Here is a 25,743-nt window from a genome sequence, read left to right as displayed (position 1 = left end):
AAAAAGAACATTGGGGCTGAACAACAGCCTCCAAAATGAAAAAGCGTTAGCTATTTCATAAACTCTTTATAAGTTTTGCCAATAAACAAATCTTTTTGCTTTAAATTGACTAGGTGCTTACATGTTGAAGTAAATACCGGCAACTGGACTACCCCCGTTTTTTGTCCAGTCGGAACTAGGGCCATAAAAGCATTGCGTTTGTATGCTTTGTTCGGTTGCCTTTGGCGCTTGTTCGCTATGACCTTTGCCAAATATTTGCCTTGCTCTACGGCAAGGTAACCAAGCTTTGCTTCTCCGACCTCGGCAATATCACCGAGTGCATAAAAATTGTCTTGTCCAACTACTTCTAATCGCTCGTTGACAACAACAAGCCCTTTATCATTAAGCAGATGCTTAAAATGCGGCTGTAAAAATGCGTTGTTTGGTTTAGTACCCGTGGCCATGTAAACGACATCCGGGGTTATTTCATGTCCACTGTGCTCATCTTTATAGCTATTCCCGCTTTGTTGATAGTTACTCTCCAATTTTATGTGCACACCTAACTTGGCCAATTGCTGGTGGGCTTTACGTTGTGCTTTTTCACTAAAGCCATCGAGTACAGCATGACCTTTGTGCACCAATGTCACATTGACGCCTTCAATCGCATATGCAATTTCACCAGCAAGTTCGACTCCGACCACACCGCCACCCATGATTAAAACCTCTGATGCACTTTTGAGCTTGTCATAATGGCGCTTTAGTTCATCTTCTCTATCGCGTAAGGTAGATGCATCTATGGATTTTGCCAGAGGCAGTGTTGGATATCTGGAGCCTGTTGCAATCACTACTTGTTCGAAATTAATGATCTCGCCGTTTTCAAGTAAAGCGCTATTATCGCGCAGCACTTGTACTGTGCTTTGCACAAAACCTCCCGCTAAAATATCCCGATAATATCTGCGTGCTAACCCCTTCGTTTTATTTGGATCAACCACATCTCTTAACACAGCATAGGTCACCTCAAAGTAATCTTTTCTATCGATTAATGTTGTTTTGATCCCACTTTTTTGTAACTTTTGCGCTGTCGTGACGCCACCAAAGCCTCCGCCTATGATCAACACTTGGGTTTTCATATTCACTCTCTCCACTCACTTGACGATCGACAGCATATACCGTTGCAAATTTGTTTTTAATGCGTAATTAAAATACCCTTATGTGCATATTTGCAACGCAATACTGATTATGGATAAATGGACCGAATTTAAAACAGCGTATCGATTAGCAAAATTGAGAACGCTCAGTGCCACGGCTGAAGATCTAGGCATACATCGCTCGACGGTGATGCGCCACATTGACGCCTTAGAAACGCACATTGGCGTAAAGTTATTCCAACGTAATGACAAAGGCTATATTCCCACCGAGGCGGGGTTGGAGGTAATGCGTTTAGGAGAAATCACCGATGTGCAGTTTAAGCAATTTGTTGATAAAACAACCAACTCAAGTGCACTGATGGAAGGCGTCCTTAAGATCACCTGTGTCAGTGAACTGTCTGTTTTACTTTTTCCTGTGATCCGACAATTCCAAGCTCGATATCCGAATGTGCGCTTTGAGATCCTCGGTGATATTCGCAAATATGACCTAGAGTACGGGGAAGCGGATCTGGCGATCCGAATGGGAGAAAAACCACAAACCCTCGACAATATTGTCATTCCATTTCAGCAGATTGACGTAATTCTGTGTGCACACCAAACGTATATCGAAAAACATGGTCTACCAACGCTTGATAATGTATCCCAGCATCAGTTTCTAGCCAACTCAGAACGCATCGCGCACTTGCCATGGAATGAGTGGATCCATACCCACATTCCAACCAGTAATATTGTCACCACCAGCAACTCGTATCAAGTACTGGACCATGCACTCCAGGCAGGGTGCGGGATCTCCATCGCAACCAAACAAGCCGTGCAAAATAACAATCTACTCCATGAACTCGCAATCGGCGAAAGCTGGCAAGTTAACAGCTGGGTATTAGTTCACCGTGACATTATTCATATACCTAAAGTACGAAAGTTTATAGATATGTTGAAGTGCGCTTCCCCCTTCGCTGAAGCCTAAGTTACAGCGACAGGTTGAAGAGACTCTCAAAGGCAATTAACCGCGGGAATTGTTATTCGTCACCTGCTTCTATTTCTTGTAAGAAACCTGTGAGCACAAGTCTGCTGTGAGCCAGCTGAGCGGCTTTTTCATCCACTTCTCGCAACTGGGTGTTTAGGAGTACTCTCAACTCATCACAAGGCTCAATAATAGGCCGCTCCCCGCGCACACACGGCAAAAATACTTGAATGGTGCTCAAGGTCATGCCTGCAGAACTCAATAACTTAACTCTCTCTAATATTTGCACTTCTCGTTGATCAAAATCACGGTATCCAGAAGCGGACCGCCGTGGCTTTAAAAGCCCTTGCTCTTCATAGTAGCGCAGCATTCGTATGCTCACGCCGGTTAGTTTGGATAATTCACCAATTTTCATATCGGGCTCTTGACTCTAACAGCACTGTGAGGGTTTATATTATTGCCTTCCAAAAGCAAATTCAACGGAAGTAAAGTATGAAAAATCAAGATGTTGTACAACAAGTTTTTATCAACGGCCGACGTCAGCCCAACTCAGAAACTAACCCATTAGCATTTGCAGGCTTTGCACACTTCAGTGCCATGCAAGTACGAAATGGCAAGGTTAAAGGGGTGGATTTACACTTAGAACGATTGCGCCTAGCTTCACGGACTCTTTTTGGTAAATCATTGAATGACGCACAACTTCTATCTTACATTCGTGAAGCAATTACAAATTCCTCAGATGATTGTTCGCTGACCGTGACTCTTTACTCTACCCACGGTGAATTTACTACTCGTAGTATGAATACTTATCCCAGTGTACTGGTCAGCACCAGTGCGCCATCAAATGGGCCTCAAGGCCCTTTAAGGCTCACAACTATCCCGCACGAACGACATTTACCAGAAATAAAACATGTGGGGGAAATTGGCAAAACTTACTACCTGCATAAAGCTAAATCGCTCGGATTTGATGATGCTTTGTTTATTGATAAGCAAGGTCGCATAAGCGAGGGGACAATTTGGAATGTTGCTTTTTGGGATGGCAATCACGTTATTTGGCCAAGCGCCGCAATGTTAAAAGGTACTATGATGAGTATGTTACAACGTCAATTGACCAAGCTAAATATGCCACAACGCACCACGCAATTAACACTCGATGAGCTCAGTTCATTCACAGGGGCGGTTGTTATGAATTCATGGACACCCGCAGTGAGTGTAAAGGGCATTGACAGTGAATCGTTTGAGCAATCGGATACACTCAAGAATCTGCTACACCGTGCCTATGAAGCTGAAACGGCAAAAGATGTTTAAATATTTATGAGGTTAATGCGGTACTACTATGTACCGTTTTGCATCACCTAGTACCTGAGCAGTTAGTCTGTCACTTTTTGCCACACTTCTCGATACGCTTGTTCATTCAACAATATCATTTGATTTTGGGTCAACTTGTCGACCTTCATTTTCCAAGTATGTACATTATTTGGTGAATAGGTGGGCGCCTCTATCACTGTTAACTGAGTTTTGTATATGTGCCAACTACCTGTTGTTTTGTGAAAGTGCGCTTCGCCAAATCCGTTTGCAAAAAAATTGCCTTCCTCAACATCGCATTCAACCTTTCCTGACTCTTTAAACAGACATGATTTTCTATCATGGTGATTTGTACCACGATCAGAATAATACCAAGTGCCTACCAACCGCTGGGCAAGACTCAACTGCGTATAGTTCGTGTGAACACACCCAGATAAAACAACCACCACAATTATAGGAAGAGACTTCATTTCAACTCCTTGGCTTTGCAAACCCGGTTACCTTCTTTTCTCCGTTACCTGATTTAATTTACCCTTAGAGGCTAGACAATACACATTATATCGATGAACTTTTAGACTTTCCGGTTGGCACTTTTTCTATGCCACATACTTGTTTGGTTCAGCTTCGATTTATTTTTGTACTCAAAATAGTGCAATACGAAAACTCTTTTACAAAGAGTAACAAGCTTGCACAGCCATTTGCACCCTAAGTCAAGATTGCAACAGCAGCTATAGATATACTTTTCCCTGTTGAGTAAGCGCATATACACACCTTCGACTTTAAGTAGATATGTCTAATGCAGTTATTTAACATGTTGATTTCCCTGTCTTAAAAAGACTTTTGGCGCGCCTCTGGCGCGCTTTTTTTTTGCTCCACACATAACTCTTCCCCTTGTCATCACACGCTCTTTAACAAACGCGTCCGTTTTTCCTTTATCGAACATACACTCAAGTGGCACTTATACATTTTTCTACTATATTTCTGACTAATAGTAACGATTATCAACTAGGTGGACTATGTTATTTTCATCAAGGACAGAGCGTCAAAAATTACAATCTTTAGAAGCCAAACTTAACGTCTTTTTTGAAAAACAATCTGTATTAGAACTCAATGACGAGGGGAAAATTACGCAAGTCAGTGCGCATTTTTTGGCAGAACTTGGCTGTAAACAAGCCGATTTAATCGGTCAACATTACAGCCGACTTATAAAGACAAAGCTTGATTTAGATAACCACATAGCTCAGCCAGACCAAGAGCTTCAAGTCCGATATCAACACAATTCCGTATTTTGGTTTCGCGCCTCTGTGCACAGCACATTTGATCAGCAAACTCACAGTAAACTCACGCTATTACTGCTGCACAATGTGACTGACTATAAACGTGCTAACACTGAACATTTAGGCCAAATTGAGGCCATCGGTAAATCACAGGCAGTCATCGAGTTTAATATGGACGGTACAATCGTTCATGCCAATGACAACTTCCTACAAGCAATGGGATACACACTGTCAGAAGTAGTCGGCCAACACCACAGCATGTTTGCAGAGCCTGAATACGCCAAAAGTGAAGAGTATCAGTTATTTTGGCAAGCGCTGAATCAGGGCCAATTTAGTACGGGAGAATATAAAAGACTCGCCAAAGGCGGAAGGGAGGTTTGGATCCATGCATCCTACAATCCCATTTTTGATGTAAATGGTCGCCCGTACAAAGTAGTAAAGTACGCTTCAGATATAACACAAACTAAATTGCAAGCGGCGGATTATCAAGGTCAACTTGAAGCCATCAGAAAGTCCCAAGCTGTTATCGAATTCAATATGGATGGCACTATCATCTATGCCAATGAAAACTTTTTATCGGCCATGGGATATACGCTAGATGAAATAAAAGGTCGACATCACAGTATGTTTGCTGATCCAGAGTATGCTGCAAGTGCCGAATATGCGAATTTTTGGGCTGAATTAAACGCCGGGCAATACTCCGCAGGGGAATACTTGCGCAAAGCTAAGCACGGCAAAGAAATTTGGATTCAGGCATCTTATAACCCCATACTCGATTTAAACGGCCGACCATTTAAAGTAGTTAAATACGCGACAGATATCACGGAGCAAAAGCTTCAGGCCGCCAACTATGAAGGACAGTTACAAGCCATAGGCAAATCACAGGCAGTGATCGAATTTAACATGGACGGCACCATCATCAATGCCAACGAAAACTTCTTAAAAACGACTGGCTACACATTGGATGAAATTCAAGGCCGACACCATAGCATGTTTGCTGATCCAGATTACGCCAACAGTCAGGCATATAAACAGTTTTGGCAACAACTCAACCAAGGAAAATTTGACTCAGGTGAGTACCAAAGAGTTGGTAAAAATGGCAAAAAAATCTGGATACAGGCGACTTACAACCCCATATTTGATTCCAATGGCAAGCCCTTCAAAGTTGTTAAGTTTGCGACGGATATCACAGTTCAAAAGTTACAAAGCTCCGACTTTGCCGGGCAACTGGCGGCTATTCACAAGTCACAAGCCGTGATTGAATTCAATTTAGATGGCACTATCCTTGATGCCAACGAGAATTTTCTTGCTACGACTGGGTATACCTTGGCTGAGATAAAGGGTAAGCATCACAAAATTTTTGCCGAGGCCGAGTATGCACGCAGTCAAGAGTATCAAGATTTTTGGCAGCGCCTACGCCTTGGACAATTTGATAGTGGCGAGTACAAACGTATTGATAAACATGGCCAGGCAATTTGGATCCAAGCATCCTATAACCCCATTTTTGATGCCGAAGGCAACCCCTTTAAGGTGGTGAAGTACGCGACGGATATCACAGCTAGAAAGCGCGCGATTTCGAGTATCAAACACGCCATCATGGCACTTGCTGAGGGTGAGTTAATGCATACCATAGACGATGATTTAGGCACTGAGTTTAATATCTTAAAAGACGCTATGAACGCCCTCATGAATAATTTAAATAGCATGGTGCAAGAAATCACAGAAGCATCAAACAGCGTGTACCAAGGCGCACAGAGTATTGCCAATAGTAATGAAGAATTAAACAAACGCACTGAAAATCAAGGCGCAAGCATCGAAGAAACAGCTTCCACCATGGAAGAGCTAACCGTGACCGTACAGCAAAATGCCAAAAGCGCCAAAGATGTGTCTGATCACGCAGATGAAGTAATGGTCAAAGCCCAGCAGGGCGGTAGTACCGTTTCAGATGCAGTTGCCGCGATGAATGAAATAGAAGCGTGCAGTAAAAGCATCTCAGATATCATCGGGGTTATTGATGAGATAGCTTTTCAAACCAACCTATTAGCACTCAATGCCTCTGTCGAAGCGGCCAGAGCAGGAGAAGCAGGTAGAGGGTTTGCGGTGGTCGCCAGTGAAGTCCGTAATCTCGCACAGCGCAGCGCATCCGCAGCTAAGGAAATTAAAGGCCTAATACAAGATAGCTCTCAAGCTGTATCTAAAGGTAGCCAGCTGGTATCGGCATCAGGGGATACTTTTGAGCAACTGATCCAAGTGGTTAAAGAGGTAAATGTGATGATCACTGAAATAACCGAGGCCAGTCAAGAGCAATCAGAGGGCGTCGCGGCAGTGTCATCTACGATTGCGCAAATGGATAACGAAACGCAGAAAAATATGCATTTAGTCGAACAATCCACGCATTCAAGCCAAGTTATGAGGCAACAAGCTCAAAACTTGTTACAACAAGTCGCTAGCTTTAAAACACAGGCGACGACTCAGCAAGAACTGCTACCCGCGCCAGAGGCTGTAGGAATGTTGCGGCTTGGTGTAGGGAATTGAAACACGAATGAAAACCACAACAGCTTGTTAGGTAATAATGTATTTTTAAATCAATACTTAACAAGCGGTGGTTTTAAATAAAACACTCACGCCCATTTCAGTTAAAAGCCACACTGGAGCATTGGGCTACCACCTATGAAAATCACAAGGAACAGCGATGGTTAATTAATATCTGAAAAGCCACTTTGAATAAGTTAAAACCGCTTAACTTCTTTGGCAATAGATTATTTCTTAAGATTTATCCCCACAAAAGGAGGTTGCTCACTCTAGTACACCCGTAGAATTGATAAAAGCTAATTCGCCAATTCAGATTCAAAGTAACTGGCGATAAAGTCGACAAACGCTCTAATTCTATAAGGTAAATAGTCAGAATTTTTATACACTGCGTACATTGGTAGAGAACCTTTTTGATGGTCTGCGAACAGTTCTGTCAACTGATTCATTTTGAAGGACTCTTGAACCATCCATTTCGGCATAGCGGCTATACCACATCCCAATATCGCCATTTTCACTAACATTTCTGGACTATCGCTAGTAAACAACTCTCGTACCATGAATTTCTTTTTATTTATTTGCCAAACATTTGAGGTTGTACTTAAAGAGTAAGTTAGACAAGTGTGCTTTGATAACTCTTCGGGAACAACAGGAGTACCATTATTTTTTAGATAATCAGGTGATGCAAAATAGCAAACGTCGTGATCCAGCAGCTTTTTGGCTTTTAACCCAGAATCCTTGAGGTAAGAGGCTCGAATAGCGATATCAATATCGTCACGATATAAGTCTGCATGCTTGTCGTCGACTGAAATATCTATTTTCACTTCAGGGTTTGCTATCAAGAATTTTCGTATAGGAACCGCTAGTCGCTGAGTAGCAAATGCTGACGGGGCTGATATCTTAAGTGTACCTACAGCAAGGCTTAGCTGTTTGTTAATCAATTGCTCAGTCAGGGTCATTTTCTCAACAAGTTCGTGGCAAAAGCCAAGGTATTGTTTACCAGCACTTGTTAAACTAATTTTACGTGAGTTCCTATGAAATAGAGTAAAACCTAAATCCCCTTCCAACCAAGCTATCTTTTTACTCACGGCTCCTTGTGTCGTATTGAGTTCGATTGCTGTAGCCGTAAAACTCTCTAACCGAGCAACATGCCGAAACACTTTTATACACTCTAACTTGTCCATCACCATTCCAAATTGGAATACCAGATATCGTAAAAATAGCATTTATCCGACTATTAAGGAATGCTTAAATGCCATTGAAAAATTTATTGGGAGTTTTACATGACATATATTACTGCTGTTCTTGGCGTTTTTTTCACCTTTGCAAGTTCAATTAAAATATTAGGCTGGCAGAAGTATATATTTGAAACACAGCTGGCTTTCTTTCGAAAGTATGGGTTGACTCGTATACATATGTTTTTGGTTGGTATTATCGAACTGACGGCTGCACTATCTTTGTTAGGTTCGTTAGCATACGAACATGCAATATTAAATTGCATTGGCGCTCTATGTATTACTTTAGCGTCAGTTGGCGCGATTTTTTTCCACTTAAAATTCGATACACTGAAAGATGCTATTCCAGCAATTGTTACTTTGTTGCTATCTTCTGCATTAGTTATATCCAACCAAACTCTGCTGTCACAATTTTTCAGTAGCAATTGAAACGATGACGTTTGCTCATAGGCCAACTATGGGATAACAGATAGAAGGCACACTTCTATACATTGAAAAAGAGCGCACAATTGCGCTCTATATAAAGGAGCTTGCTTGCTAACAAATCAGATTAATTAAACAAGCAGCTTTTCTCATCCAGATTTCACTTTGATGCCTTGTTCCTTTACTCGGATTGGAATTTATCACCGGCACTTGCAAATTTATTCAGGTAGGTTATCGCCGCTTTCAAAGCAAGATCTGCATTTTCCGCGTTCTTAACATGATCTATTTGTATGTCAGGCAAAAACACCTCTCTTGCACTGCCATCAACATGAAATAGCTTTTCAACCGGGATCACTACATCAAGCTTTGATTTGGGTAATGTATGTCCGGAAATAGCACCAAGTAACTGAGCCATCTGTGTCCCAATCACTGTGGCACGGTTCATACCATGGAGCCCAATCGTTAGCCCTTCCCCCATACTACCTGTCCAGCGATTACTTAAAACCACCAAAGGCTTTTCATAAGTAAAGTCACCTCTTGGATAGACAAACTCTTGCCAACGCCTTTTAACGCCATATTGACGCTCTACAGCAATCAATTCATGCTCTTGATAGGGAAGCCGCTGCGCGATAAACCTGCTCATTATGCCTCTAGCAACATCGCTATTCCCACCACTGGGTGTATTGCGCAAGTCCAATATCAAACCGGCTGAGTGTTTGTACTGTGATATTGCCTCATCAAAAGCGCCGATCAATGCATTGTTGCCCAAACTGTTTTCAGGTCTGATATACGCAAACTCTCCTATTAGTTTACTGGTTAATAGTGGCTTTTCCTTCAAGATGCCCGCAACAACCTGCCCGGTGTCTATTGTCAACGTTTGCAAACGCCCTTGCCAGTTCACATCAACAGAGATCTGCTGCTCCCTTGTTCCGGTTAATAATCGATTGAGAACCCAGGTTTGAGCCGCTTTTTGGCCTGATACATTCGCTTGCCGGACGGCTTCAAGAACCGGCTTGTTGTCTATGTTCTCTATGATCATACCCGGCCTAAACCCCACTTTATGCGCATAGCCATTATGTGGTAGTGAGGTGATAATTGCTTTGCTGTCACGTAGCTCAGCCCACATTGTCAATGCGGTGGGCATAGGTAGATAGTAGTCGCGAGGTCTAGGTCTTATTTCGCTATGTTGATCGTAGAAAAACTCAAAACAATGGTTAAGCTTCCTCGACAAATCATTGCGTGTTTTTATCTTATTAGTATCCTTTTGCAAACAAGCATTGAACTGCTCTTTATCAACTTGCTTCTTATCGAAATAGGCATAACGCTCATTTAGCAATGAAATAAATGAGGATATGTCTTCGTCGACTGCTGTCGGCGACAAATGCTGTGTAGTCGTTTGTGAAAATGCCCCACTGCTGGACATCAATGAAATAAAAAATACACAGGCTTTAGTACAAGCTCCCTTGTGAGAAAACAGAATATTCAATTTAGTTTTTTCCTTCTTCTAGCTGCCTTTCTTTCTCGCTTAAACGCAGTTCCAATTCCATCTCTGATATCTTACCTTCTTGGAAGAGCCGCTCCTGATCTAAGATATAAAGAGCAAACGTTAAATTGGAGATAAACAATCTCGGCCTATAGGTTTTTGCTCGTTTCATGACAATCAGTGATTCACTTAACTCAGTCAGAGATTCTTGCGAGAGGTTTTTAATAAATAGTTGTTGCGACATCAATGCATCTAGGTAGTCAGGGTAGGGCAACGGATTATTTTTGAAGAAACGAGCCTTTGACTCTTTTGTTTCCTCACCCGCTTCATTACTCTTATAGTAATCCATTACGGCATGACTATAATCAAGACTTTCAGATGCAACAGCCTTAGCCGCATAAAGCAGTTTAATTAGGTCACGGCGTTCCCTTTCATCTTCATCGTAATTGCTTATAGCAATCGCCAGCAAAACACCAACAAGCGTTGCCACCAGCGTAAGTACAAAATTACTTGCCAGCTCGTTATTCTTAGTAAACTGCTTAAATTTAGGAATGAAAAAAACAGAGCAACACGCAATTAAAATAACCGTTGTGATCAAATACGCCATTTATTACATCTTTTATAATTATTATATTTCCATCTAACACTTGGTACTGTAGCAGCTACAGGCATCAATTTTAAGATAAATTATAAAGACTCTATCTCCTTATGAAGCCACTGACTGAACAGCTCAATACGCTTTAAACGTGGAGATTGAGGGTCATACATCAATCGATACTGAGTGCCCGGCATCAGCCCGAACTCGTAGGGTTGTACTAGCATTCCTTCATTTAAATAGTACGCTGCTTGTTTTGCGGAACCCAAGCATACTCCGTGACCTGCAAGTACAGCACTCATTGCGACATCAATATTGTTCACCTTTAGTACTTGGCAGGCGCTAATATCCGGATCAATACCAATATGCTCAAACCACTTAGGCCAATAAGAGACACCAGAATAATCAATTAGCCAACTTTGCTTTAAGCTGACAGGGCTGCTTTTATCGAGCACCTCAGCAACAGCAGGAGAACATAGTGGAACAATGGGATCATTGATTAAAACCTCACAGTGATAATCAGGATATTCACTGTAGCCATAGCGAATCGCGATGTCGATTTCACCTTGGCGTAAATCTTCTACTTCCTTTGAAGTCACAATGCGTAGATCAATATCAGGATATGCAGATGAGAACTTCCACATTCTAGGCACCAATACTAATGACGCAAAAGATTGTGTTGTTGTGATGGTCAACTTACCTGGCAATGGCTCATATTGGATCTTTTTCAGGCCCTCTACAATTAATTCAAAGCCGTTCTGTATCGCTTCGGTTAAAACAGCGCCTTGATAAGTTAGCTGCATACAGCGACCTTGACGGTAAAACAGTTTGCAACCAATCTGCGCTTCAATTTTACGAATTTGTTGGCTCACGGCCGCTTGTGTCACATTTAATTCCTCAGCAGCTTTGCTATAACTTTGTAGCCTTGCCGCCGCCTCTACCATGCGAAACCCAGATATATTTAGCAACTCTTTATACATAACTTTAGCTTATATATATGTTTAGTATTTATCGTTCGTAATAGACAGTTTTATAGCACATAATTTTTATAAACCTCTATTAAAAAAAAGAAAAACAATGGAAAAAACAGCGAAAAGTTCAAAAGAGAAAACTAACTTGATATCAATATGGTTAAGTAAAATAGGTAAATCACTCCAAGTAGAGCACTTATGCAACCACAAATAAAATAACTTTAGGTTATGTTAGTGATAAACTCAGGTACATCTACAAACTATTTCTGTGACTTTTTGGTCGGTCCACCATGGTCAATTAGATAATTTTTAGCTGTGATCTTTGCAACCTCAATTGACGTACTCTATGTTTAAAGCAGGCAGAGTGTCTTGCTACGGAATACGAGGTAAGAAACGCATGATTAAAGGAATTATTTTTGACTTGGATGGCACATTAGTCACTTCCAACTTAGACTTCGCCATGATGAAAGCGCAGCTGGGTTGCCCTAGAGAAAATGACTTGTTGGAATTTGTCGATACACTGCCCTCACCCTACATGCGTGAAGAAGCAATGGCGCTTATTCATCAACACGAAATGCAAGATGCGCATCAAGCGGAGTTTATACCTGGTGCGGCGCAGGTCGTTGAGCAGTTACATCATAGAGGGTTTCCTATGGCCATCGTGACACGTAACTTTGCCAAAGCAGCACAAACAAAATTAGCGCGGTGTAACCTGCCTATAGATATCATCTTAACCCGTGACGATGCGCCTGCTAAACCAGACCCTACCGCATTGAATATGATTGCGCAGCAATGGGGCCTGCCAAGTACAGCCTGTATGTATGTTGGCGACTACCTGTACGATATTGAAGCCGCACACAATGCACAGATGATATCCTGCCTTTATATTCCCAATGCGACGCCTGAATATTCCTCAAAAGCAGACATCACTTTCAACAGTTGGGAAACACTATTAATGTTGATAGAGCAAAAAAATCTCAAATTCCAGCATCAACTTGCCTAAGATTGTGATTTGCACCGATAATCCAGCCTTTCATATGGACTGAGGCCCATTAGGGTATAGCCCAAAGCGTCTAGTCTTGTTAGAATCTTGTGCAATTGAATTTCAAATAACGAGAATTAAGATGGGTAGAGCATTTGAAGTCCGCAAAAACGCCATGGCAAAAACGGCAGCGGCAAAAACTAAGGTAAACTCTAAGTACGGTAAAGAGATCTATGTAGTTGCTAAAAACGGTGGCGCAGATCCTGAAACAAATCTATCCCTTCGTCGTTTGATCGAAAAAGCAAAAAAAGATCAAGTTCCAGCACACGTTATTGAAAAAGCAGTCGAAAAAGCTGCTGGTGGCGCTGGTGAAGACTACTCACCGGCACGTTATGAAGGTTACGGTCCAGGTAACTGTATGGTTATCGTTGACTGCTTAACAGATAACCCTAATCGTACAATCAAAGATGTGCGTCTTCCGTTTACTAAAACTGACTCAAAAATTGGTAGCCCAGGCTGTGTAGCACACATGTTTGATCACTTCGCTATTTTAGGTTTTGCAGGTGACGATGACGAAGCTGTACTAGAAGCCCTAATGATGGCAGATGTTGACGTGACCGACGTTGAAGTTGAAGATGGTAAAGTGTCAGTATTTGCACCAAACACTGAGTACTTCAAAGCAAAAACAGCTCTAACAGAAGCATTTGATGGCATCACTTTTGAAGTTGATGAAATCACTTGGATCCCACAAACTCACGTTGAAATCGAAAACGAAGATGACATCGCTAACTTCGAAAAGTTTATGGGTATGCTAGAAGATTGTGACGACGTGCAAAACGTTTATCACAACGCAATCGTTAAAAAATAAACGACCATAGAATAATTATGTAGAAGCCGGGCAACTTCCCGGCTTTTTTCGTTTATAAATTAAAATTCAAAGGTACGAGATACAGAAAACGCGATGCGCTCATCAGAGGTGTCTGAGTCTATTGACGTATCTTCAGCTGCAATCGATAAATCGAAACCCGATAAACTGGTTGAATAAGCGATTTCATAATGATGGTAGGAGCTATTTGTCTCGTCCCATTTTACATCCCCTCCCACATAATTAGACACCGTATAACTTACCGAAATATCGTGGTTTTCAGCAACTTCAAAAGTGTGTGATAACGTAGTAATAGTGTGTTTTTCATCTTGACCAGCGTAGTCCCAGCTATACCAAAAGTTAAACTCAGTCGTGCCCAGAGCATTGTCAAATCCAAACTTAGTGTAAGCTTCTGGGTAATTTAAATCGCTGGAGTCGTCACCGCCATAATAGCTATAATATGCGATGCCGACATCTAGGCTCACAGCGTCAGTCAATGAGAAGGTACGCCCAAAGTAGACATCAACTTCCGTGTCTGTGCCATCGCTAAAGTCGACGTTTGAAGCCCATGAACCTGCATACCAATTCGTCTTTGAATTGCTGTAGTCTAAGCTAGCCTGTAGCGCAAAATCGTTATCCGTTTGGCTGATACCATTGAATGTATAATCGGAAGCGCCAGTGATGGTTGAAGACCAATCACCTGCAATAACTGAATTAGAGGCAAACAATACAGACAGCGTACACAATGTGAGTCGCAGATTTTTTTTCATAATTTTTATTTCGAAGTTAATCAAACCCCGAACCTTGTTAGTTTAAAAGTAAAAATGCGCTATCTAGATACTTCATATGCACCAAGTTTAGTGTAACTCACTGGTTAAACAAGCGAATACCCCAAGACAAGATCAGTAAATTAATATTTAAACAGCTAAAATTACCATTACCACAATAAGCAGAAACGACATTTGTGCTTTAATGACGTAGTCAACAAGTAAAAAACAACTCGTAAAAAAGCATCATTTTAGTAGGTAACATGTTATTTTTGCTAATTTAATCTTAATATAAGCTCTATTTCAATAGTACCTAATTACCAAACATTACAAAGTTTGTTTAGCAAATGTACTATTTTAAAATTTACACTTATAAATACAGTCCATTTTTAATCTCACACACCATAAATAAAAATTTAACGAAAAAAATGTTCAATAAAGGAGCAGCACGCATATCGCGATAATACTTATACCTACATCCCATGCCCGCCGTTACTTCTTGCCAAGCCGAGTCAGCCACAAGTTTGGTTATAGGCAAAGGGAACATTGTTTATGGAAGAAAGGATAAAAACTTGCCTGAAAGGCATTAAAAGCGGCGTTTTTAAATTTTTTTTAGATTTTTCCTTGAAAACAAATTGCCCCGTCCATAGATAGTATTGTGAGGACGCCGACAGGGTCCCAACCAATACAAAATATTATTTATTACGTTTGTTTATCGGTTCAATTGAAAGGTGAACAAACCTTATCGCTCTAAGAGGATATTATTATGAGAAACGTAGATCTTACTCCACTATACCGTTCATTCATTGGCTTTGACCACTTAGCGTCACTGATGGACCGAGCTGCACATAATGGCAAACAAACTAGCTACCCTCCATATAACATCGAGGCGCTGGACCAAGACAAATATCAAATTACAATGGCTGTTGCCGGCTTTAGCGAAGATGAACTGCATATAGAATCAGAGAACAACACGCTAAGAATTAAAGGTCAAAAAGCCAATAAAGAAGACCAAACTCAACGCAAATTTATTCACCAAGGTATTGCTGAGCGCAATTTTGAACAAAGCTTCCAGCTCGGTGACCATGTTAGAGTGATTGGCGCAGAATTAGAAAATGGTTTGCTGGTAGTCAGCCTAGAGCGAGAAGTACCGGAAGCCTTAAAACCAAGAAAAATTGAAATAGGTAAAGGCAAACTGCTCGAAAACGCTAGTTAAGCTTTACCCCAAAACAACCTATTTGATTATCCCTGATAAAGTCGCTTTATGCGGCTTTTTCTGTGTATGTAAACCCCCTTTACAAACCAGCAGGGTAGCTACTTCGTTCTTTCTATTCCACACAATTCATTGCCACCGCATGTATCTTCAGGTTTAGTTTTATGCCTATTTGACTGCTGAGTATCCTTACAATTTTGCTTGTACGCTATAGAATCTTGTGCATTATCGTAAATATACACAGCCGATGAAAACGCCGCAGTTGTCGCAGCAACCATTACTGGAATAAAGAGATCTCCAGGAACAATGGGGCTGCGATTAGCTGGGTCATCGCCAAAGATCTGTACATCTAATTCCGTTTTTTCTCTGACAAAATCACAGTGCTCATCAAAGTGCATTGTCTTTTTGGGCGCAACTATGCAGCCAGATAGTCCTATTAGGGCAATCAAACTTATCAAATGCTTACTGTTTTTCACACTCACCTCGATACCAATCAATATACCCCTAATCTAGCACATTGATTTTTAGTAACTTGTAACAAAGTGTAGGCGAATTCCTGAACAGGTAACAGCCTCAAAGAAGTCAGGCATTTAACGCAAAAACATAAAATGACAGACAGGCGATAATTTAACCCATAGACGATGAAGGGCGTAAAGAAAATCAAATATATAGACAGTTTGATAACTCAAAGGCACTGCTTAATTTGTAAGTAGATTTAGGTTTTATGTAACTTGTCGATTTGAGCGAGAAACAGACGGCCAGCAAACTCGTTTTTGGACAAAACGAATCAATTTTCATCGCTTTAGAATTTGTAACTGATCTTCCCGGAACAACCATCAACCTATACATGAAATGGATACAACCTATTTTTATTAATACCCTAAGTCGATATTAACATTACATTCGTGGTGTATATTTATAGAGAGATTATTCATGCAAAAATCAATTACGGTAATAGGCGCAACAGGTAACTTAGCTCAACCTGTTATTAGAAATTTAGTTGCTAAAGGCGTTCAAGTAACCGCCGTTGTACGAGATGTGCAAAAAGCAAAAGCAGCTCTACCTGAAGAGGTGACTTGTGTTTATGCAGATGTAAGCGATTTAGACAGTTTAAAAGACGCATTGAAAGGTGCAGAAACTGTTTATATCAGTTTAAATACCACTAGCCTTGATCCTAGTTTGCCATTTCATACTGAACGAGAAGGGGTAATTAATATTGTTGATGCCGCCAAAGAAAATGGCGTGAAGCACGTTATGCAAATTGTTGGTATTGACAGCTTACACGAAGAGTTTGCCGCTAATGGATTAATTTACAAAACGAATCTAATTCGTTTACCGGGAATGGACTACATCAAAAAATCGGGAATTAACTATACCTTCTTCCACTGTTCGTTCTTTTTGGATTCATTCCCAGTATTTATTCAAGAAGGTCAGTTCGGCATTATCGGCGATCATACTTACCCTATCTACTATACTAATACGACCGATTTAGCGATAAACATTTACAACGCCATTGGTAACGACAAAGCTTATAACCAAGCGTTTTCAGTACAGGGTAAAGAAGGTATTTCATTTCCAGAAGCAGCAAGAAAATTCTTAGACGTATTCAGCCCCGAAACCCAAATAGCTACTTACCCAATTGCCGCTATTCCAGAGATGGGCTTTCCTGCAGAAGAAGCTGAATTTATGGAGCACTTGCTCACTTATTTTGAACAGTTAAATGAACAGCCTGTATCTGAACAAACCTGGCAAATATTAGGTGAGCCAACAACGACGATAGAGTCTTTTGCCAAATCACTTGTGAGTTAAGCCAAGCTCTGGTTAGTTAATATTAATTTCGCACTTGCATTAAATCGCTCAGTTGTTCAGTAATAAACTTAGCAGCTGGGCCAAGTGCTTTGGTATCGGACCAGATTAAATCCACTTCCTGAGCAAAGCTACTCCTGCTGTCGAATGACAAAGGCAAGTTTACAATTTTCTGTTTTGAATTAGTGTCTTTTAATACATAACGAGGCAATACCGCCCAACCAATGCCTTCACTAACCAGCTCGAAACATCCATGAACGTTTGCTACTTGCCAAATCTGAAATGAAGCTTGCCATTTAGTCATGGATGAATCTTCAAAACCTTTGATCAATATCTGCCTGTGCTGTTTTAAATCTTCCCAAGATACTTGTTTTAATTGTGACAGCGGATGCTCTTCAGATGCAACACAGACAAATTCCATAGCACCGACACCTCTAAAATCAACACCTTCTAAAGGGTTTTCAGGCTGTATTACTATGCCAAGTTGTGCGGTGTCATTGGACACTCTGCGCCATACGTCCTGTACCGTGCCATAATCGATTTCAATATCGACATAAGGATGTTTTACGATGAGTTGTTTGAGTACATGACCTAGGTTTTCAATCGTTATTTGATTCTCTATAGCAATAGTCAGTTTAGTTTCAACGTTGGCAAGCAGTTCATCTGCCGCAACTATTAACCTCTCTCTTTGCTCAACAACCCCACAAGCCCGACCTATTAAGGACTCTCCAGCAGGAGTGAGGGTTGGATATCTATGGCTGCGATCAAATAAATCGACACCTAAATCAATCTCCAAGTTTGATACTAAGGTGCTCATTACTGATTGTGCTTTGCCAGTATATCTGGCAGCGGCGGAAAACGAACCACATTTATGTGTTGCCACAAAAGCTTCTAATTGTTCGAAGGAAACGGCCATCTATCTACTTAATGTATATATTCTAAATAATAATCTAGTCACTAAGTATATAAAATGGTTAGCAGATAGCAATTTAGACGATGGATAAAAAATGAGAACCAAACAAGAGCGAATAATTCACGCCCTGTTTTATGAAGTATTTGCCCTGCTGGGTATTAGCGTATTGCTTAAACCTTTATTTCAACTAGAAATGTCCAAATCTCTGACGATTGGTATTGCCTTTTCCATATTTGCCGTCGTTTGGAATTTAATATTTAACTATGTTTTTGATACGTATTTGTTAAAACATCACCCCAAACAACTTATCCAGCGTTCACTAAAAGTAAGGGTTGTTCATGCCTTAGGTTTTGAAGGCACTATGCTGGTATTGACTCTACCAATATTGGCTTGGTGGCTAAATGTGTCAATGTTTGAGGCACTACGATTGGAGTTGTTTTTAGTCATTTACATTACTTTATACACTTTTGTTTATAACTACCTTTACGACATTATTAGTCCGCCAAAGATCAGGTAATACGTAAGTAAATCAGAACTCGGTTCACCTTCTGATCATTAAAATACGCCTGCTTTATATCACAAATTGTTATAATCGTTATTCGCTCATTTGAGACAGATTGTGTATTTATACTAACGCACTTTGAGGCAAGAAATGTTTCAGCCCGACCAGGCTGAAACGAAAGTGGACCTAAACGCGCTAGAGATGAAGGACAGCTGTGTGCCAGAAGCGGTCGCTCTTAACGCTTGCCTAACCGGCGTAAAATAGCAGGCTAAAATTAGCGACGAAGGAGCGCAAGCCTGCTGTTTTGCGTCCTTTGGTTTAGGCACTTGTTAGGCAACGGCTACAACCATTTTCCTTTTTCTGAGTGTATTTGCTCTCCATTTGTATCAAAGATCTGGAAAGTGCCATTGTTTAAAATTCTGTATGTTTCACTTTTGGTTTTGAATCTATAACCTTGAAATGCGCATGGCGTAACTCCGTCTGCACACATTGTATGAAACGCTTCACCACCAATTCGTATCTTCTCTGCACTATCATGCTCAATCATGTTCAAAACAACATTGTCACAACCAACAACGCCTTCTTCGCACAGTTCAGTGATAGTCAATTCGTACTTTCCTGTAACCAACGTTTGACCGTAGGAATTAGATGAGACTATTAATACGAATAGAAATAAAATTTTGCGCATGACTTTCCTAAGTTGCCTAACGCCTTACTAATGGGCGCATAAATGCTTGGCTAAAATTAGCGACGAAGGAGCGCAAGCCAAGCGTTTTGCGTCCTTTTGAGTAACTTGTTAGGTATACGTTTCCCAACAGTTACTACTAGCAATTTTTTGAGTGTGGCTAGGATTATTTTTAATGAAGTCAATTGTTTCAACTTTGCTTTCAGGAAGAGCAGGATCTGAATGATAGCCACTGCCACAGTACCTAAAGCCAGCCTCCCAAAGTAACATTGCCGATTGCCACTTATTTTTACTCGATTGTTTTGGTGCACGAAAATTGCGACCTAAAAAAGCCATCTTGCGACCACAATTAGGGCAATTATGCTCGAGTTCTGATTCCGCTTGCCAAGCAGTACCCGTATTTGACTCTTCGGTCGCACGCCTTTTGAATGCCACTCGACAATCAAAACATGCAAATTTGTGCAGAAATTCCATGTATACCTAGACATAATGACTCCCACACGGTGCTAGCCTCCGCATTTTCGTGGGTTAGCTATAAGCCAGAGCCATACTTAGTTTGTCATCAACTAAATAGCAGAGGCTAGCATGACTAAACATAACATACTTTTTATTGGCTTAGATACGCATAAAGAATTTGTTGAGGTCGCATACATAGAAGAACATCGCGGTTCAAATCCGGTTCACCATGGCCGTGTTTCAAGCGCTAAACAGGCAATCATAAAATTGGCCAGACAATTTCAATCTAAATATCCCTATGCGACGCTTCATTTTGTCTACGAAGCAGGGCCTTGTGGATATTGGATTTACCGACTTTTAACGTCCTTAGGTCATTGTTGTTATGTTGTCGCACCTTCACTTATCCCTAAAAAGCCCGGTGAACGTGTTAAAACTGATAAACGTGATGCTTTAAAACTCGCTAAGTTACTCAAATCTGAAGACCTCACACCCATTTATGTGCCTGAGCCTGAAGATGAAGCCGTTCGCGACTTATCTCGAGCACGTGAAGTCGCTATGAAAGACTTAAAAGACGCTAAATACCAATTAAAGGCCTTGCTACTTAGAAATAATATCAACTACGCAGGTACCGCTAATTGGTCTCTTAAACATCTACGCTGGTTAACCGAGTTAGTCTTACCACACCCCGCACAACAAATTGTATTGCAAGAATGCCTTCAAACCATTAATGAGCGTATTGCTAGACTTCAACGGCTTGATAATGAGCTGACACACCATGTCTATCAATGGCGCTATTACCCGGTTGTAAAAGCTATCCAGGCCATGCGCGGAGTGCGACTATTAGTCGCAGCAGGTGTCGTCGCCGAGCTTGGCGATTTAACCCGTTTTGACCATCCCCGCAAGCTTATGAGTTACCTTGGTCTTGTCCCCAGTGAACACTCAAGTGGAGGTAAACGTCATATCGGGGCCATCACAAAGTGTGGGAATGGCCGAGTAAGGCGGCTGTTGATTGAAGGTGCACATACTTATCGCTATGCCGCCAATATATCCACTGAGTTACAAAAACGACAAGAAGGTTTACCAAAGCATATCATCGCCATCGCCTGGAAAGCGCAGGTGAGGTTATGCCGCCGATACCAAAAGCTCATCAATAAAGGTAAGCATTACAACCTGGTTATCACTGCTATTGCGCGTGAAATGATTGCCTATATCTGGGCGATTGCTAAAGAAGTGGTGCTCTCTCAGGTCGACCCAAAACTCAGATTGGCAAGAATACAGGCATGAAAAACGAATTAGAGTTAATGCATAGGATCAAGCATCGGCTGTGGCACTACCACCGACGGCGTTAGGATGGCAGTACAGCTCACCCTGTATTGACCCACGAACATAGACTGAAGACAGGTGCCACGACGAACTAAGTAAGGTCAGCTCTGCTTATGAAAATAAGTAATCTACGAATATCAGCATGATAACCGACGACATTACTTGCTTCATTTTATGTATTAACTCGCTCTAATTCGAGTGTGAGAATATATGGCTTGAAAAGTTAGGCAAGGAACAGTGTGTTTAACTTGACAGTGGGAGTCATACCAACGCCCAATTAAGGGGTGAACAACGCCTCCACACAAACCTAAAGCATTGTGCCATAAACACTAAAACTGAAGTAGAAGCAAAAGTGCCAAGCGTTGTGAATCCCTCTTAAATTGCTTGTTAGAATTATATATCTCTCTGGATCGTCTCCAGTGAAATAACCCTTGATACTAATAATTTAATAGCATCCCCAGAATAGCCGCCAAGATATTCTTGGATAAAATTGACTACTGTTGGTATATCTGTATCCCTCTTTACAAAAATATACTTGATATCGTTAGGAACAATTTTGCACATAGAATGTGCTTTTGTGAGCTCATTAAGTTGATTTCGTTTGTCAGCGTTTTCAAAATCAGTCTTATTTAAGTAATCTGGATAGTTTTCGTTATCAGCAATTAAACGCCACTCAGATTCTTGAACAAAATCTCTTTCAACCATTTGCTCATTGATATTCATTTGCCCACTTATCGGCTTTGCATGAGCGAGCATTTGTCTAATGACCTTAAACCCATGATCTTGAGCTGTTGGATGAGAAGATACTATATCGGAGAGATCTCTATATGCCTTGGGAATGTTCGATTTATTAGATATATATTGCACAGGCGTGATCCCGTTGCGCACTGCCCAATCTTTAGTTAAACCTAACCCATATTCTCCATAAAAACTTACGTGTTCATTAACTCTAGACAAGGGGATATCACAGAAGCAGACCACCGGATAAGCAATAAAGTCAAAATCGGGATATTTTAGCCAACTAACATCCTCTAGACAGAACCTGGGCCAAAAACCATTCATCAGTATTAACTTCAATGTTTCAATTTTATCTGTAAAATGAAATAAAGTATGAGATTTTGGACTCACCTGAAACTCCTTATAATTCTAACGCCCGCATTTGGGGCTGGTTTGGAGCGCAGCGGAAAACCAGTCCGACAACATGCGCTTGTTAGGTTTTTTGTACAGCAATGTCACTATCTTCTCTTGGTGGATACGAAGTCAACATCGCAAGATAAGTTGGCATAAACCACTCTCTCACTAGCTCCTCATACATATTCGAAAGATTAGTTAATCTATGCCAAATATAGTCTGAGCAATAAGTTAGAAACGGCTGGTGATCTTCAGGCTTTACACCTCGATCTAATTTTTCACGTAGATGATGCAACTCACCGTGACTCCATTCCATGGGTTCCCAAAATTCATGGCCAGACCATATATCCTGCCTCAACGCTATATCAACAAAAGCTTTGATCATATCGACAGCTTGTTCAAGTGGGATAATATGAGGTGCAGCCGCTTTACCCTGCATGCGCCAAATTTCTTTTAGCTGGTAATTAAACAGAGAGAATGCACCATACATCTTTGAACGCTTGCCATATGCACGCAGTGCTACAAGCGCATCTTCCTCATCTAATATTTCATTGACTGTGGGTATATAAATCGTTTTTGACCCTTTAGAAGCATAAGTAGGATCTTCGGGTATTAGGACTTTATCTATATAGTCATTGAGACAAATAAAGAAAGCTCTTTCAGTATTCGTATCGACCAAAACCAATAAAACAGGGATTGCTATTCCCATAGACTGGATAGTCAATATATCGGACATGTCCAATTGGAATTTTGCAACCTCAATTTCAACATAGTCATCTTTATCCTCAGACAAACTCCCCTTTGCTACATTTCCGCGGCTATAGGCTTTCCTATATGAGTATTCAATACAGTCTGAAGATTTCAATTGTACAAAAAAGTTTTCGCCAAGTGTTTCCGCGATCTTTTTTTCTTCGTCGATAAAGTCAAAAAGCTCGATCACGCAATCAATGCCATAGTCAGCTCCATAACTGTGAACAACCCACTCTTGAGGTAGCTTCTCTCTCAATACTCTGACAGAGATGTCCTCTTTTACTTGATTTAATGATCTCTGCTTTTTTGGCACGAAATTTCCTTAAAACCTAACGCCCCAATCAGCTGCAGCCGGCATGGAGCTTACTTTGTGTTAATTTGTGAGCGCAGCGAGCAACACAAAGTAAGCGGAGTGTTGGCTGTCTGCTGCATTGGTTTGTTAGGCATTTCACCCTTCAATACGGGTAATACTACCTGAATTTGAGAACATGAGATGGCGAGCCCTTTTTGTGGTTATTCCCCAGTCATCTACTTCCCAGCGCTTCTCTCCTAATTCAGTTAGGAACAGCATGAGATCTTTTCGGCAAAGGCCATCCCAAGTTGATATGGCTTGCAGCGTCTCTTCTTTGGTTAAGTCTAAGAAGTCAGAGTTAGCAATTGGCTTGCACAATAAGACTGTTCCATCTTTAACAAGACTGTTCAGTATTACTAATACGTCTTCTTTTTGGCACTCCCAGCGGTCGAACTCCCATACGATCTCTTGAAGTAGTGATTCTTCAGATGCACTTAATGCAATGAGGAAGTTTATATCCTGATGAGATATTGGTTCCATGAGAGTGCCTAACATGTTTATAGCGAGCTAATCGCGCGTTTTCCTACAACTGCATAGCTCGTTTTTCTGATTAGGTTGTTTTTAACAAATTTGTTAAATAATTGCCAGTGTTATTAAAACTTAGGAGTTCTCGCCTTTATCTTAGGATAAAAACAAGCGATTTGGTCGTTTTCTTGACTATACGAGCGATGGAATTAATACTGTGTATACATACAGCACCAATTCAAGGGGATGGAAATGAAAACTCGCTCTCCTTATTTAAACGATATCGCAGACTATATGCTCACTCGTCAGTATTCATTAAGAACAATTAATGCTTATTTAAGTTGGATTGCAAATTTCATTCACTTTCACAATAAGCGTCATCCAAGTTCGATGGGGGATGCAGAAGTCGAAGCTTTTTTAGACCATATTGTATTAAAACGTAATATGTCACCTAGAACACAAAGTGCAGCTTTAAATGCGCTAGCTTTTTTATATAAACATATTGTCAAAAATGAGCTTTCGTTAAACTTGAATTTTGCACGAAGTAATCGACAACCAAAGCTGCCTGTAGTGATGACACCTGATGAAGTAAAGCAATTGATGAGTCATCTTTCCAAGCGATATTACTTAATCACGGGGTTAATGTATGGCAGTGGTTTAAGAGTGATGGAAGCGACTCAGTTGCGAGTAAAAGACATTGATTTTGATTATAAATGTATTCAGGTCTGGAATGGAAAAGGCAACAAGCATCGAATTGTAACACTTGCAACTGAGTTGATCCCATTACTTAGGAATCAAATTATGCAAGTTGAAGAATATTTGAAGTTAGATTTACAAAACGAAAAATACGCTGGAGTCTCAATGCCTAATGCATTAGATCGCAAATATCCGTCAGCAAAAAAATCTCTCATGTGGCAATATTTGTTTCCCTCCTATAAATTAAGTGGTGACCCGAAAACTGGTGAGATACGTCGTCATCATTTTCACCCTACTTGTGTTAGAAAAGCTGTAAAAAAAGCGCTAAAACAAACTAATATAAATAAACTTATAACACCCCACACCTTTAGACATTCATTTGCTACTCACTTACTACAAAGTGGTGCAGATATCAGAACCGTGCAAGCTCAACTTGGTCATTCCGATGTGAAGACAACGCAAATATATACTCATGTTTTACAGCAAGGCGCAAACGGTGTTATTAGCCCTTTGAGCAAAATTTTCTAGCTTGTTTTAGGGCAGAAACTAGTTATGCTGATGGTCCGTTTCTGGCACAGAACCGACAGCCAAGTTGAGACTAATTCAAATTAAACAAGCTCATTCACCTCAACACACAATGGTGAGCCTTTTTCGACTCACCATCACACAAATTAAATTACAGTACGTCTTTACTGCACAGATCCATATTTGCTTGATCTTTTAGCTTCAAGCAATACATAGATGTCTCGTTCACTTCGATCCCATTGATCATAAAGCTTGAGAACCAACCAAAAACCAGTGCCAGTGCAACAAGTGCATATTTTTTATAGGGAGGGATTGTTGTCATGTTAAATACCTTACTACTACCTTGTCAGCCATCTTTGCTGACCAATAAATTTCTAAATGAGATGTCTATCATCTGAACACAGAT

General features: G+C 40.8%; 27 protein-coding genes. 11 read left to right on the top strand and 16 right to left on the bottom strand.

Annotation, left to right across the window (positions count from 1 at the left end):
• Positions 1 to 50 precede the first annotated feature (50 nt).
• Complete coding sequence (locus MHN81_RS22115; protein WP_023400111.1) at positions 51 to 1,109, bottom strand: FAD-dependent oxidoreductase; 1,059 nt, start codon at positions 1,107 to 1,109, stop codon at positions 51 to 53.
• Positions 1,110 to 1,218: 109 nt separating this feature from the next.
• Between MHN81_RS22115 and MHN81_RS22110 the strand changes: the two genes are divergently transcribed.
• On the top strand, positions 1,219 to 2,091 hold the full coding sequence (locus tag MHN81_RS22110; protein WP_023400112.1) for a LysR family transcriptional regulator: 873 nt from the start codon (positions 1,219 to 1,221) through the stop codon (positions 2,089 to 2,091).
• Between the two features lie 52 nt (positions 2,092 to 2,143).
• Here the strand turns inward: MHN81_RS22110 and MHN81_RS22105 are convergent, their stop codons facing one another.
• Positions 2,144 to 2,503 (bottom strand): MerR family transcriptional regulator, encoded by a 360-nt coding sequence (locus MHN81_RS22105; protein ID WP_023400113.1) that lies wholly within the window; start codon positions 2,501 to 2,503, stop codon positions 2,144 to 2,146.
• A gap of 77 nt (positions 2,504 to 2,580) precedes the next feature.
• Here MHN81_RS22105 and MHN81_RS22100 point away from each other — a divergent pair, with 77 nt between their 5' ends.
• Positions 2,581 to 3,396 (top strand): aminotransferase class IV family protein, encoded by an 816-nt coding sequence (locus tag MHN81_RS22100; RefSeq protein ID WP_239426737.1) that lies wholly within the window; start codon positions 2,581 to 2,583, stop codon positions 3,394 to 3,396.
• Between the two features lie 62 nt (positions 3,397 to 3,458).
• Here the strand turns inward: MHN81_RS22100 and MHN81_RS22095 are convergent, their stop codons facing one another.
• On the bottom strand, positions 3,459 to 3,863 hold the full coding sequence (locus MHN81_RS22095; RefSeq protein WP_023400115.1) for a hypothetical protein: 405 nt from the start codon (positions 3,861 to 3,863) through the stop codon (positions 3,459 to 3,461).
• Between the two features lie 546 nt (positions 3,864 to 4,409).
• Between MHN81_RS22095 and MHN81_RS22090 the strand changes: the two genes are divergently transcribed.
• Positions 4,410 to 7,205 (top strand): methyl-accepting chemotaxis protein, encoded by a 2,796-nt coding sequence (locus tag MHN81_RS22090; protein WP_239426736.1) that lies wholly within the window; start codon positions 4,410 to 4,412, stop codon positions 7,203 to 7,205.
• Positions 7,206 to 7,498: 293 nt separating this feature from the next.
• Here MHN81_RS22090 and MHN81_RS22085 read toward each other — a convergent pair whose 3' ends face one another.
• On the bottom strand, positions 7,499 to 8,383 hold the full coding sequence (locus tag MHN81_RS22085) for a LysR family transcriptional regulator (RefSeq protein ID WP_239426735.1): 885 nt from the start codon (positions 8,381 to 8,383) through the stop codon (positions 7,499 to 7,501).
• 99 nt (positions 8,384 to 8,482) lie between these two features.
• Between MHN81_RS22085 and MHN81_RS22080 the strand changes: the two genes are divergently transcribed.
• The gene (locus MHN81_RS22080; RefSeq protein ID WP_239426734.1) at positions 8,483 to 8,863 is read left to right on the top strand and encodes a DoxX family protein; all 381 of its coding nucleotides are present in this window, start codon (positions 8,483 to 8,485) and stop codon (positions 8,861 to 8,863) included.
• A gap of 175 nt (positions 8,864 to 9,038) precedes the next feature.
• Here the strand turns inward: MHN81_RS22080 and MHN81_RS22075 are convergent, their stop codons facing one another.
• The 3 genes from MHN81_RS22075 to MHN81_RS22065 form a co-directional block, all read right to left on the bottom strand.
• A complete protein-coding gene (locus MHN81_RS22075; protein WP_239426733.1) occupies positions 9,039 to 10,343 on the bottom strand; it encodes a S41 family peptidase in 1,305 nt (434 codons plus the stop codon).
• Position 10,344: 1 nt separating this feature from the next.
• Entirely contained in the window at positions 10,345 to 10,947 is a 603-nt protein-coding gene (locus MHN81_RS22070; protein WP_239426732.1) for a hypothetical protein, read from the bottom strand.
• 80 nt (positions 10,948 to 11,027) lie between these two features.
• On the bottom strand, positions 11,028 to 11,915 hold the full coding sequence (locus tag MHN81_RS22065) for a LysR substrate-binding domain-containing protein (RefSeq protein ID WP_239426731.1): 888 nt from the start codon (positions 11,913 to 11,915) through the stop codon (positions 11,028 to 11,030).
• 388 nt (positions 11,916 to 12,303) lie between these two features.
• On the opposite strand from MHN81_RS22065, the gene MHN81_RS22060 reads away from it, so the two are divergent.
• Both MHN81_RS22060 and MHN81_RS22055 read left to right on the top strand, forming a co-directional pair.
• The gene (locus MHN81_RS22060) at positions 12,304 to 12,909 is read left to right on the top strand and encodes an HAD family hydrolase (protein ID WP_023400122.1); all 606 of its coding nucleotides are present in this window, start codon (positions 12,304 to 12,306) and stop codon (positions 12,907 to 12,909) included.
• Between the two features lie 121 nt (positions 12,910 to 13,030).
• The gene (locus MHN81_RS22055; RefSeq protein WP_023400123.1) at positions 13,031 to 13,756 is read left to right on the top strand and encodes a YebC/PmpR family DNA-binding transcriptional regulator; all 726 of its coding nucleotides are present in this window, start codon (positions 13,031 to 13,033) and stop codon (positions 13,754 to 13,756) included.
• Positions 13,757 to 13,815: 59 nt separating this feature from the next.
• On the opposite strand, the gene MHN81_RS22050 is transcribed toward MHN81_RS22055, so the two are convergent.
• Positions 13,816 to 14,523: a TorF family putative porin gene (locus MHN81_RS22050; protein ID WP_036976607.1), complete on the bottom strand. Its 708-nt coding sequence runs from the start codon at positions 14,521 to 14,523 to the stop codon at positions 13,816 to 13,818.
• A gap of 763 nt (positions 14,524 to 15,286) precedes the next feature.
• Between MHN81_RS22050 and MHN81_RS22045 the strand changes: the two genes are divergently transcribed.
• Positions 15,287 to 15,736 carry an Hsp20 family protein gene (locus MHN81_RS22045; protein WP_023400125.1) on the top strand — a complete coding sequence of 150 codons (450 nt, stop codon included), beginning with the start codon at positions 15,287 to 15,289 and terminating at the stop codon, positions 15,734 to 15,736.
• Positions 15,737 to 15,834: 98 nt separating this feature from the next.
• Here the strand turns inward: MHN81_RS22045 and MHN81_RS22040 are convergent, their stop codons facing one another.
• Positions 15,835 to 16,209 (bottom strand): hypothetical protein, encoded by a 375-nt coding sequence (locus tag MHN81_RS22040; protein WP_239426730.1) that lies wholly within the window; start codon positions 16,207 to 16,209, stop codon positions 15,835 to 15,837.
• Positions 16,210 to 16,666: 457 nt separating this feature from the next.
• Between MHN81_RS22040 and MHN81_RS22035 the strand changes: the two genes are divergently transcribed.
• Entirely contained in the window at positions 16,667 to 17,542 is an 876-nt protein-coding gene (locus MHN81_RS22035) for an NAD(P)H-binding protein (protein ID WP_239426729.1), read from the top strand.
• Between the two features lie 22 nt (positions 17,543 to 17,564).
• Here the strand turns inward: MHN81_RS22035 and MHN81_RS22030 are convergent, their stop codons facing one another.
• Entirely contained in the window at positions 17,565 to 18,455 is an 891-nt protein-coding gene (locus MHN81_RS22030; RefSeq protein ID WP_023400128.1) for a LysR family transcriptional regulator, read from the bottom strand.
• Between the two features lie 91 nt (positions 18,456 to 18,546).
• On the opposite strand from MHN81_RS22030, the gene MHN81_RS22025 reads away from it, so the two are divergent.
• Positions 18,547 to 18,969: a PACE efflux transporter gene (locus tag MHN81_RS22025; RefSeq protein ID WP_023400129.1), complete on the top strand. Its 423-nt coding sequence runs from the start codon at positions 18,547 to 18,549 to the stop codon at positions 18,967 to 18,969.
• A 325-nt stretch (positions 18,970 to 19,294) separates the two neighbouring features.
• On the opposite strand, the gene MHN81_RS22020 is transcribed toward MHN81_RS22025, so the two are convergent.
• Positions 19,295 to 19,642 carry a hypothetical protein gene (locus tag MHN81_RS22020; RefSeq protein WP_023400131.1) on the bottom strand — a complete coding sequence of 116 codons (348 nt, stop codon included), beginning with the start codon at positions 19,640 to 19,642 and terminating at the stop codon, positions 19,295 to 19,297.
• A gap of 108 nt (positions 19,643 to 19,750) precedes the next feature.
• The gene (locus MHN81_RS22015) at positions 19,751 to 20,113 is read right to left on the bottom strand and encodes a hypothetical protein (RefSeq protein ID WP_023400132.1); all 363 of its coding nucleotides are present in this window, start codon (positions 20,111 to 20,113) and stop codon (positions 19,751 to 19,753) included.
• Between the two features lie 111 nt (positions 20,114 to 20,224).
• Between MHN81_RS22015 and MHN81_RS22010 the strand changes: the two genes are divergently transcribed.
• Positions 20,225 to 21,379, top strand: coding sequence for an IS110 family transposase (locus MHN81_RS22010; protein ID WP_239426728.1), 1,155 nt, complete (start codon positions 20,225 to 20,227; stop codon positions 21,377 to 21,379).
• A gap of 432 nt (positions 21,380 to 21,811) precedes the next feature.
• On the opposite strand, the gene MHN81_RS22005 is transcribed toward MHN81_RS22010, so the two are convergent.
• The 3 genes from MHN81_RS22005 to MHN81_RS21995 all read right to left on the bottom strand — a co-directional run bounded on the left by MHN81_RS22005 (position 21,812) and on the right by MHN81_RS21995 (position 24,131).
• Complete coding sequence (locus tag MHN81_RS22005) at positions 21,812 to 22,546, bottom strand: abortive infection system antitoxin AbiGi family protein (protein ID WP_239426727.1); 735 nt, start codon at positions 22,544 to 22,546, stop codon at positions 21,812 to 21,814.
• 82 nt (positions 22,547 to 22,628) lie between these two features.
• Positions 22,629 to 23,612, bottom strand: a complete 984-nt coding sequence (locus MHN81_RS22000; protein WP_239426726.1) for a DUF4365 domain-containing protein — start codon at positions 23,610 to 23,612, stop codon at positions 22,629 to 22,631.
• Between the two features lie 135 nt (positions 23,613 to 23,747).
• The gene (locus tag MHN81_RS21995; RefSeq protein ID WP_239426725.1) at positions 23,748 to 24,131 is read right to left on the bottom strand and encodes a hypothetical protein; all 384 of its coding nucleotides are present in this window, start codon (positions 24,129 to 24,131) and stop codon (positions 23,748 to 23,750) included.
• Positions 24,132 to 24,368: 237 nt separating this feature from the next.
• On the opposite strand from MHN81_RS21995, the gene MHN81_RS21990 reads away from it, so the two are divergent.
• Positions 24,369 to 25,340: an integron integrase gene (locus MHN81_RS21990; protein ID WP_239426778.1), complete on the top strand. Its 972-nt coding sequence runs from the start codon at positions 24,369 to 24,371 to the stop codon at positions 25,338 to 25,340.
• 148 nt (positions 25,341 to 25,488) lie between these two features.
• Here MHN81_RS21990 and MHN81_RS21985 read toward each other — a convergent pair whose 3' ends face one another.
• Entirely contained in the window at positions 25,489 to 25,659 is a 171-nt protein-coding gene (locus MHN81_RS21985) for a hypothetical protein (protein WP_023400144.1), read from the bottom strand.
• Positions 25,660 to 25,743: the final 84 nt, after the last annotated feature.

It is taken from the genome of Pseudoalteromonas sp. Of7M-16, from assembly GCF_022347805.1.
GTDB classification, from domain to species: Bacteria; Pseudomonadota; Gammaproteobacteria; order Enterobacterales; family Alteromonadaceae; genus Pseudoalteromonas; species Pseudoalteromonas luteoviolacea_F.
Note: the sequence above shows the minus strand (reverse complement) of the source record. Positions and strands in the feature narration are given on the sequence as shown.

What these genes read in the sequence shown, in the direction of transcription:
- MHN81_RS22100 (WP_239426737.1), top strand. Translation starts at nt 2,581, where the DNA reads ATGAAAAATCAAGATGTTGTACAACAAGTTTTTATCAACGGCCGACGT.
- MHN81_RS22060 (WP_023400122.1), top strand. Translation starts at nt 12,304, where the DNA reads ATGATTAAAGGAATTATTTTTGACTTGGATGGCACATTAGTCACTTCC.
- MHN81_RS22085 (WP_239426735.1), bottom strand. Translation starts at nt 8,383, where the DNA reads ATGGACAAGTTAGAGTGTATAAAAGTGTTTCGGCATGTTGCTCGGTTA.
- MHN81_RS22115 (WP_023400111.1), bottom strand. Translation starts at nt 1,109, where the DNA reads ATGAAAACCCAAGTGTTGATCATAGGCGGAGGCTTTGGTGGCGTCACG.
- MHN81_RS22035 (WP_239426729.1), top strand. Translation starts at nt 16,667, where the DNA reads ATGCAAAAATCAATTACGGTAATAGGCGCAACAGGTAACTTAGCTCAA.
- MHN81_RS22110 (WP_023400112.1), top strand. Translation starts at nt 1,219, where the DNA reads ATGGATAAATGGACCGAATTTAAAACAGCGTATCGATTAGCAAAATTG.
- MHN81_RS22010 (WP_239426728.1), top strand. Translation starts at nt 20,225, where the DNA reads ATGACTAAACATAACATACTTTTTATTGGCTTAGATACGCATAAAGAA.
- MHN81_RS22095 (WP_023400115.1), bottom strand. Translation starts at nt 3,863, where the DNA reads ATGAAGTCTCTTCCTATAATTGTGGTGGTTGTTTTATCTGGGTGTGTT.
- MHN81_RS22065 (WP_239426731.1), bottom strand. Translation starts at nt 11,915, where the DNA reads ATGTATAAAGAGTTGCTAAATATATCTGGGTTTCGCATGGTAGAGGCG.
- MHN81_RS22055 (WP_023400123.1), top strand. Translation starts at nt 13,031, where the DNA reads ATGGGTAGAGCATTTGAAGTCCGCAAAAACGCCATGGCAAAAACGGCA.
- MHN81_RS21990 (WP_239426778.1), top strand. Translation starts at nt 24,369, where the DNA reads ATGAAAACTCGCTCTCCTTATTTAAACGATATCGCAGACTATATGCTC.
- MHN81_RS21985 (WP_023400144.1), bottom strand. Translation starts at nt 25,659, where the DNA reads ATGACAACAATCCCTCCCTATAAAAAATATGCACTTGTTGCACTGGCA.
- MHN81_RS22025 (WP_023400129.1), top strand. Translation starts at nt 18,547, where the DNA reads ATGAGAACCAAACAAGAGCGAATAATTCACGCCCTGTTTTATGAAGTA.
- MHN81_RS22020 (WP_023400131.1), bottom strand. Translation starts at nt 19,642, where the DNA reads ATGCGCAAAATTTTATTTCTATTCGTATTAATAGTCTCATCTAATTCC.
- MHN81_RS22045 (WP_023400125.1), top strand. Translation starts at nt 15,287, where the DNA reads ATGAGAAACGTAGATCTTACTCCACTATACCGTTCATTCATTGGCTTT.
- MHN81_RS22015 (WP_023400132.1), bottom strand. Translation starts at nt 20,113, where the DNA reads ATGGAATTTCTGCACAAATTTGCATGTTTTGATTGTCGAGTGGCATTC.
- MHN81_RS22090 (WP_239426736.1), top strand. Translation starts at nt 4,410, where the DNA reads ATGTTATTTTCATCAAGGACAGAGCGTCAAAAATTACAATCTTTAGAA.
- MHN81_RS22105 (WP_023400113.1), bottom strand. Translation starts at nt 2,503, where the DNA reads ATGAAAATTGGTGAATTATCCAAACTAACCGGCGTGAGCATACGAATG.
- MHN81_RS22030 (WP_023400128.1), bottom strand. Translation starts at nt 18,455, where the DNA reads ATGGCCGTTTCCTTCGAACAATTAGAAGCTTTTGTGGCAACACATAAA.
- MHN81_RS22050 (WP_036976607.1), bottom strand. Translation starts at nt 14,523, where the DNA reads ATGAAAAAAAATCTGCGACTCACATTGTGTACGCTGTCTGTATTGTTT.
- MHN81_RS22070 (WP_239426732.1), bottom strand. Translation starts at nt 10,947, where the DNA reads ATGGCGTATTTGATCACAACGGTTATTTTAATTGCGTGTTGCTCTGTT.
- MHN81_RS21995 (WP_239426725.1), bottom strand. Translation starts at nt 24,131, where the DNA reads ATGGAACCAATATCTCATCAGGATATAAACTTCCTCATTGCATTAAGT.
- MHN81_RS22080 (WP_239426734.1), top strand. Translation starts at nt 8,483, where the DNA reads ATGACATATATTACTGCTGTTCTTGGCGTTTTTTTCACCTTTGCAAGT.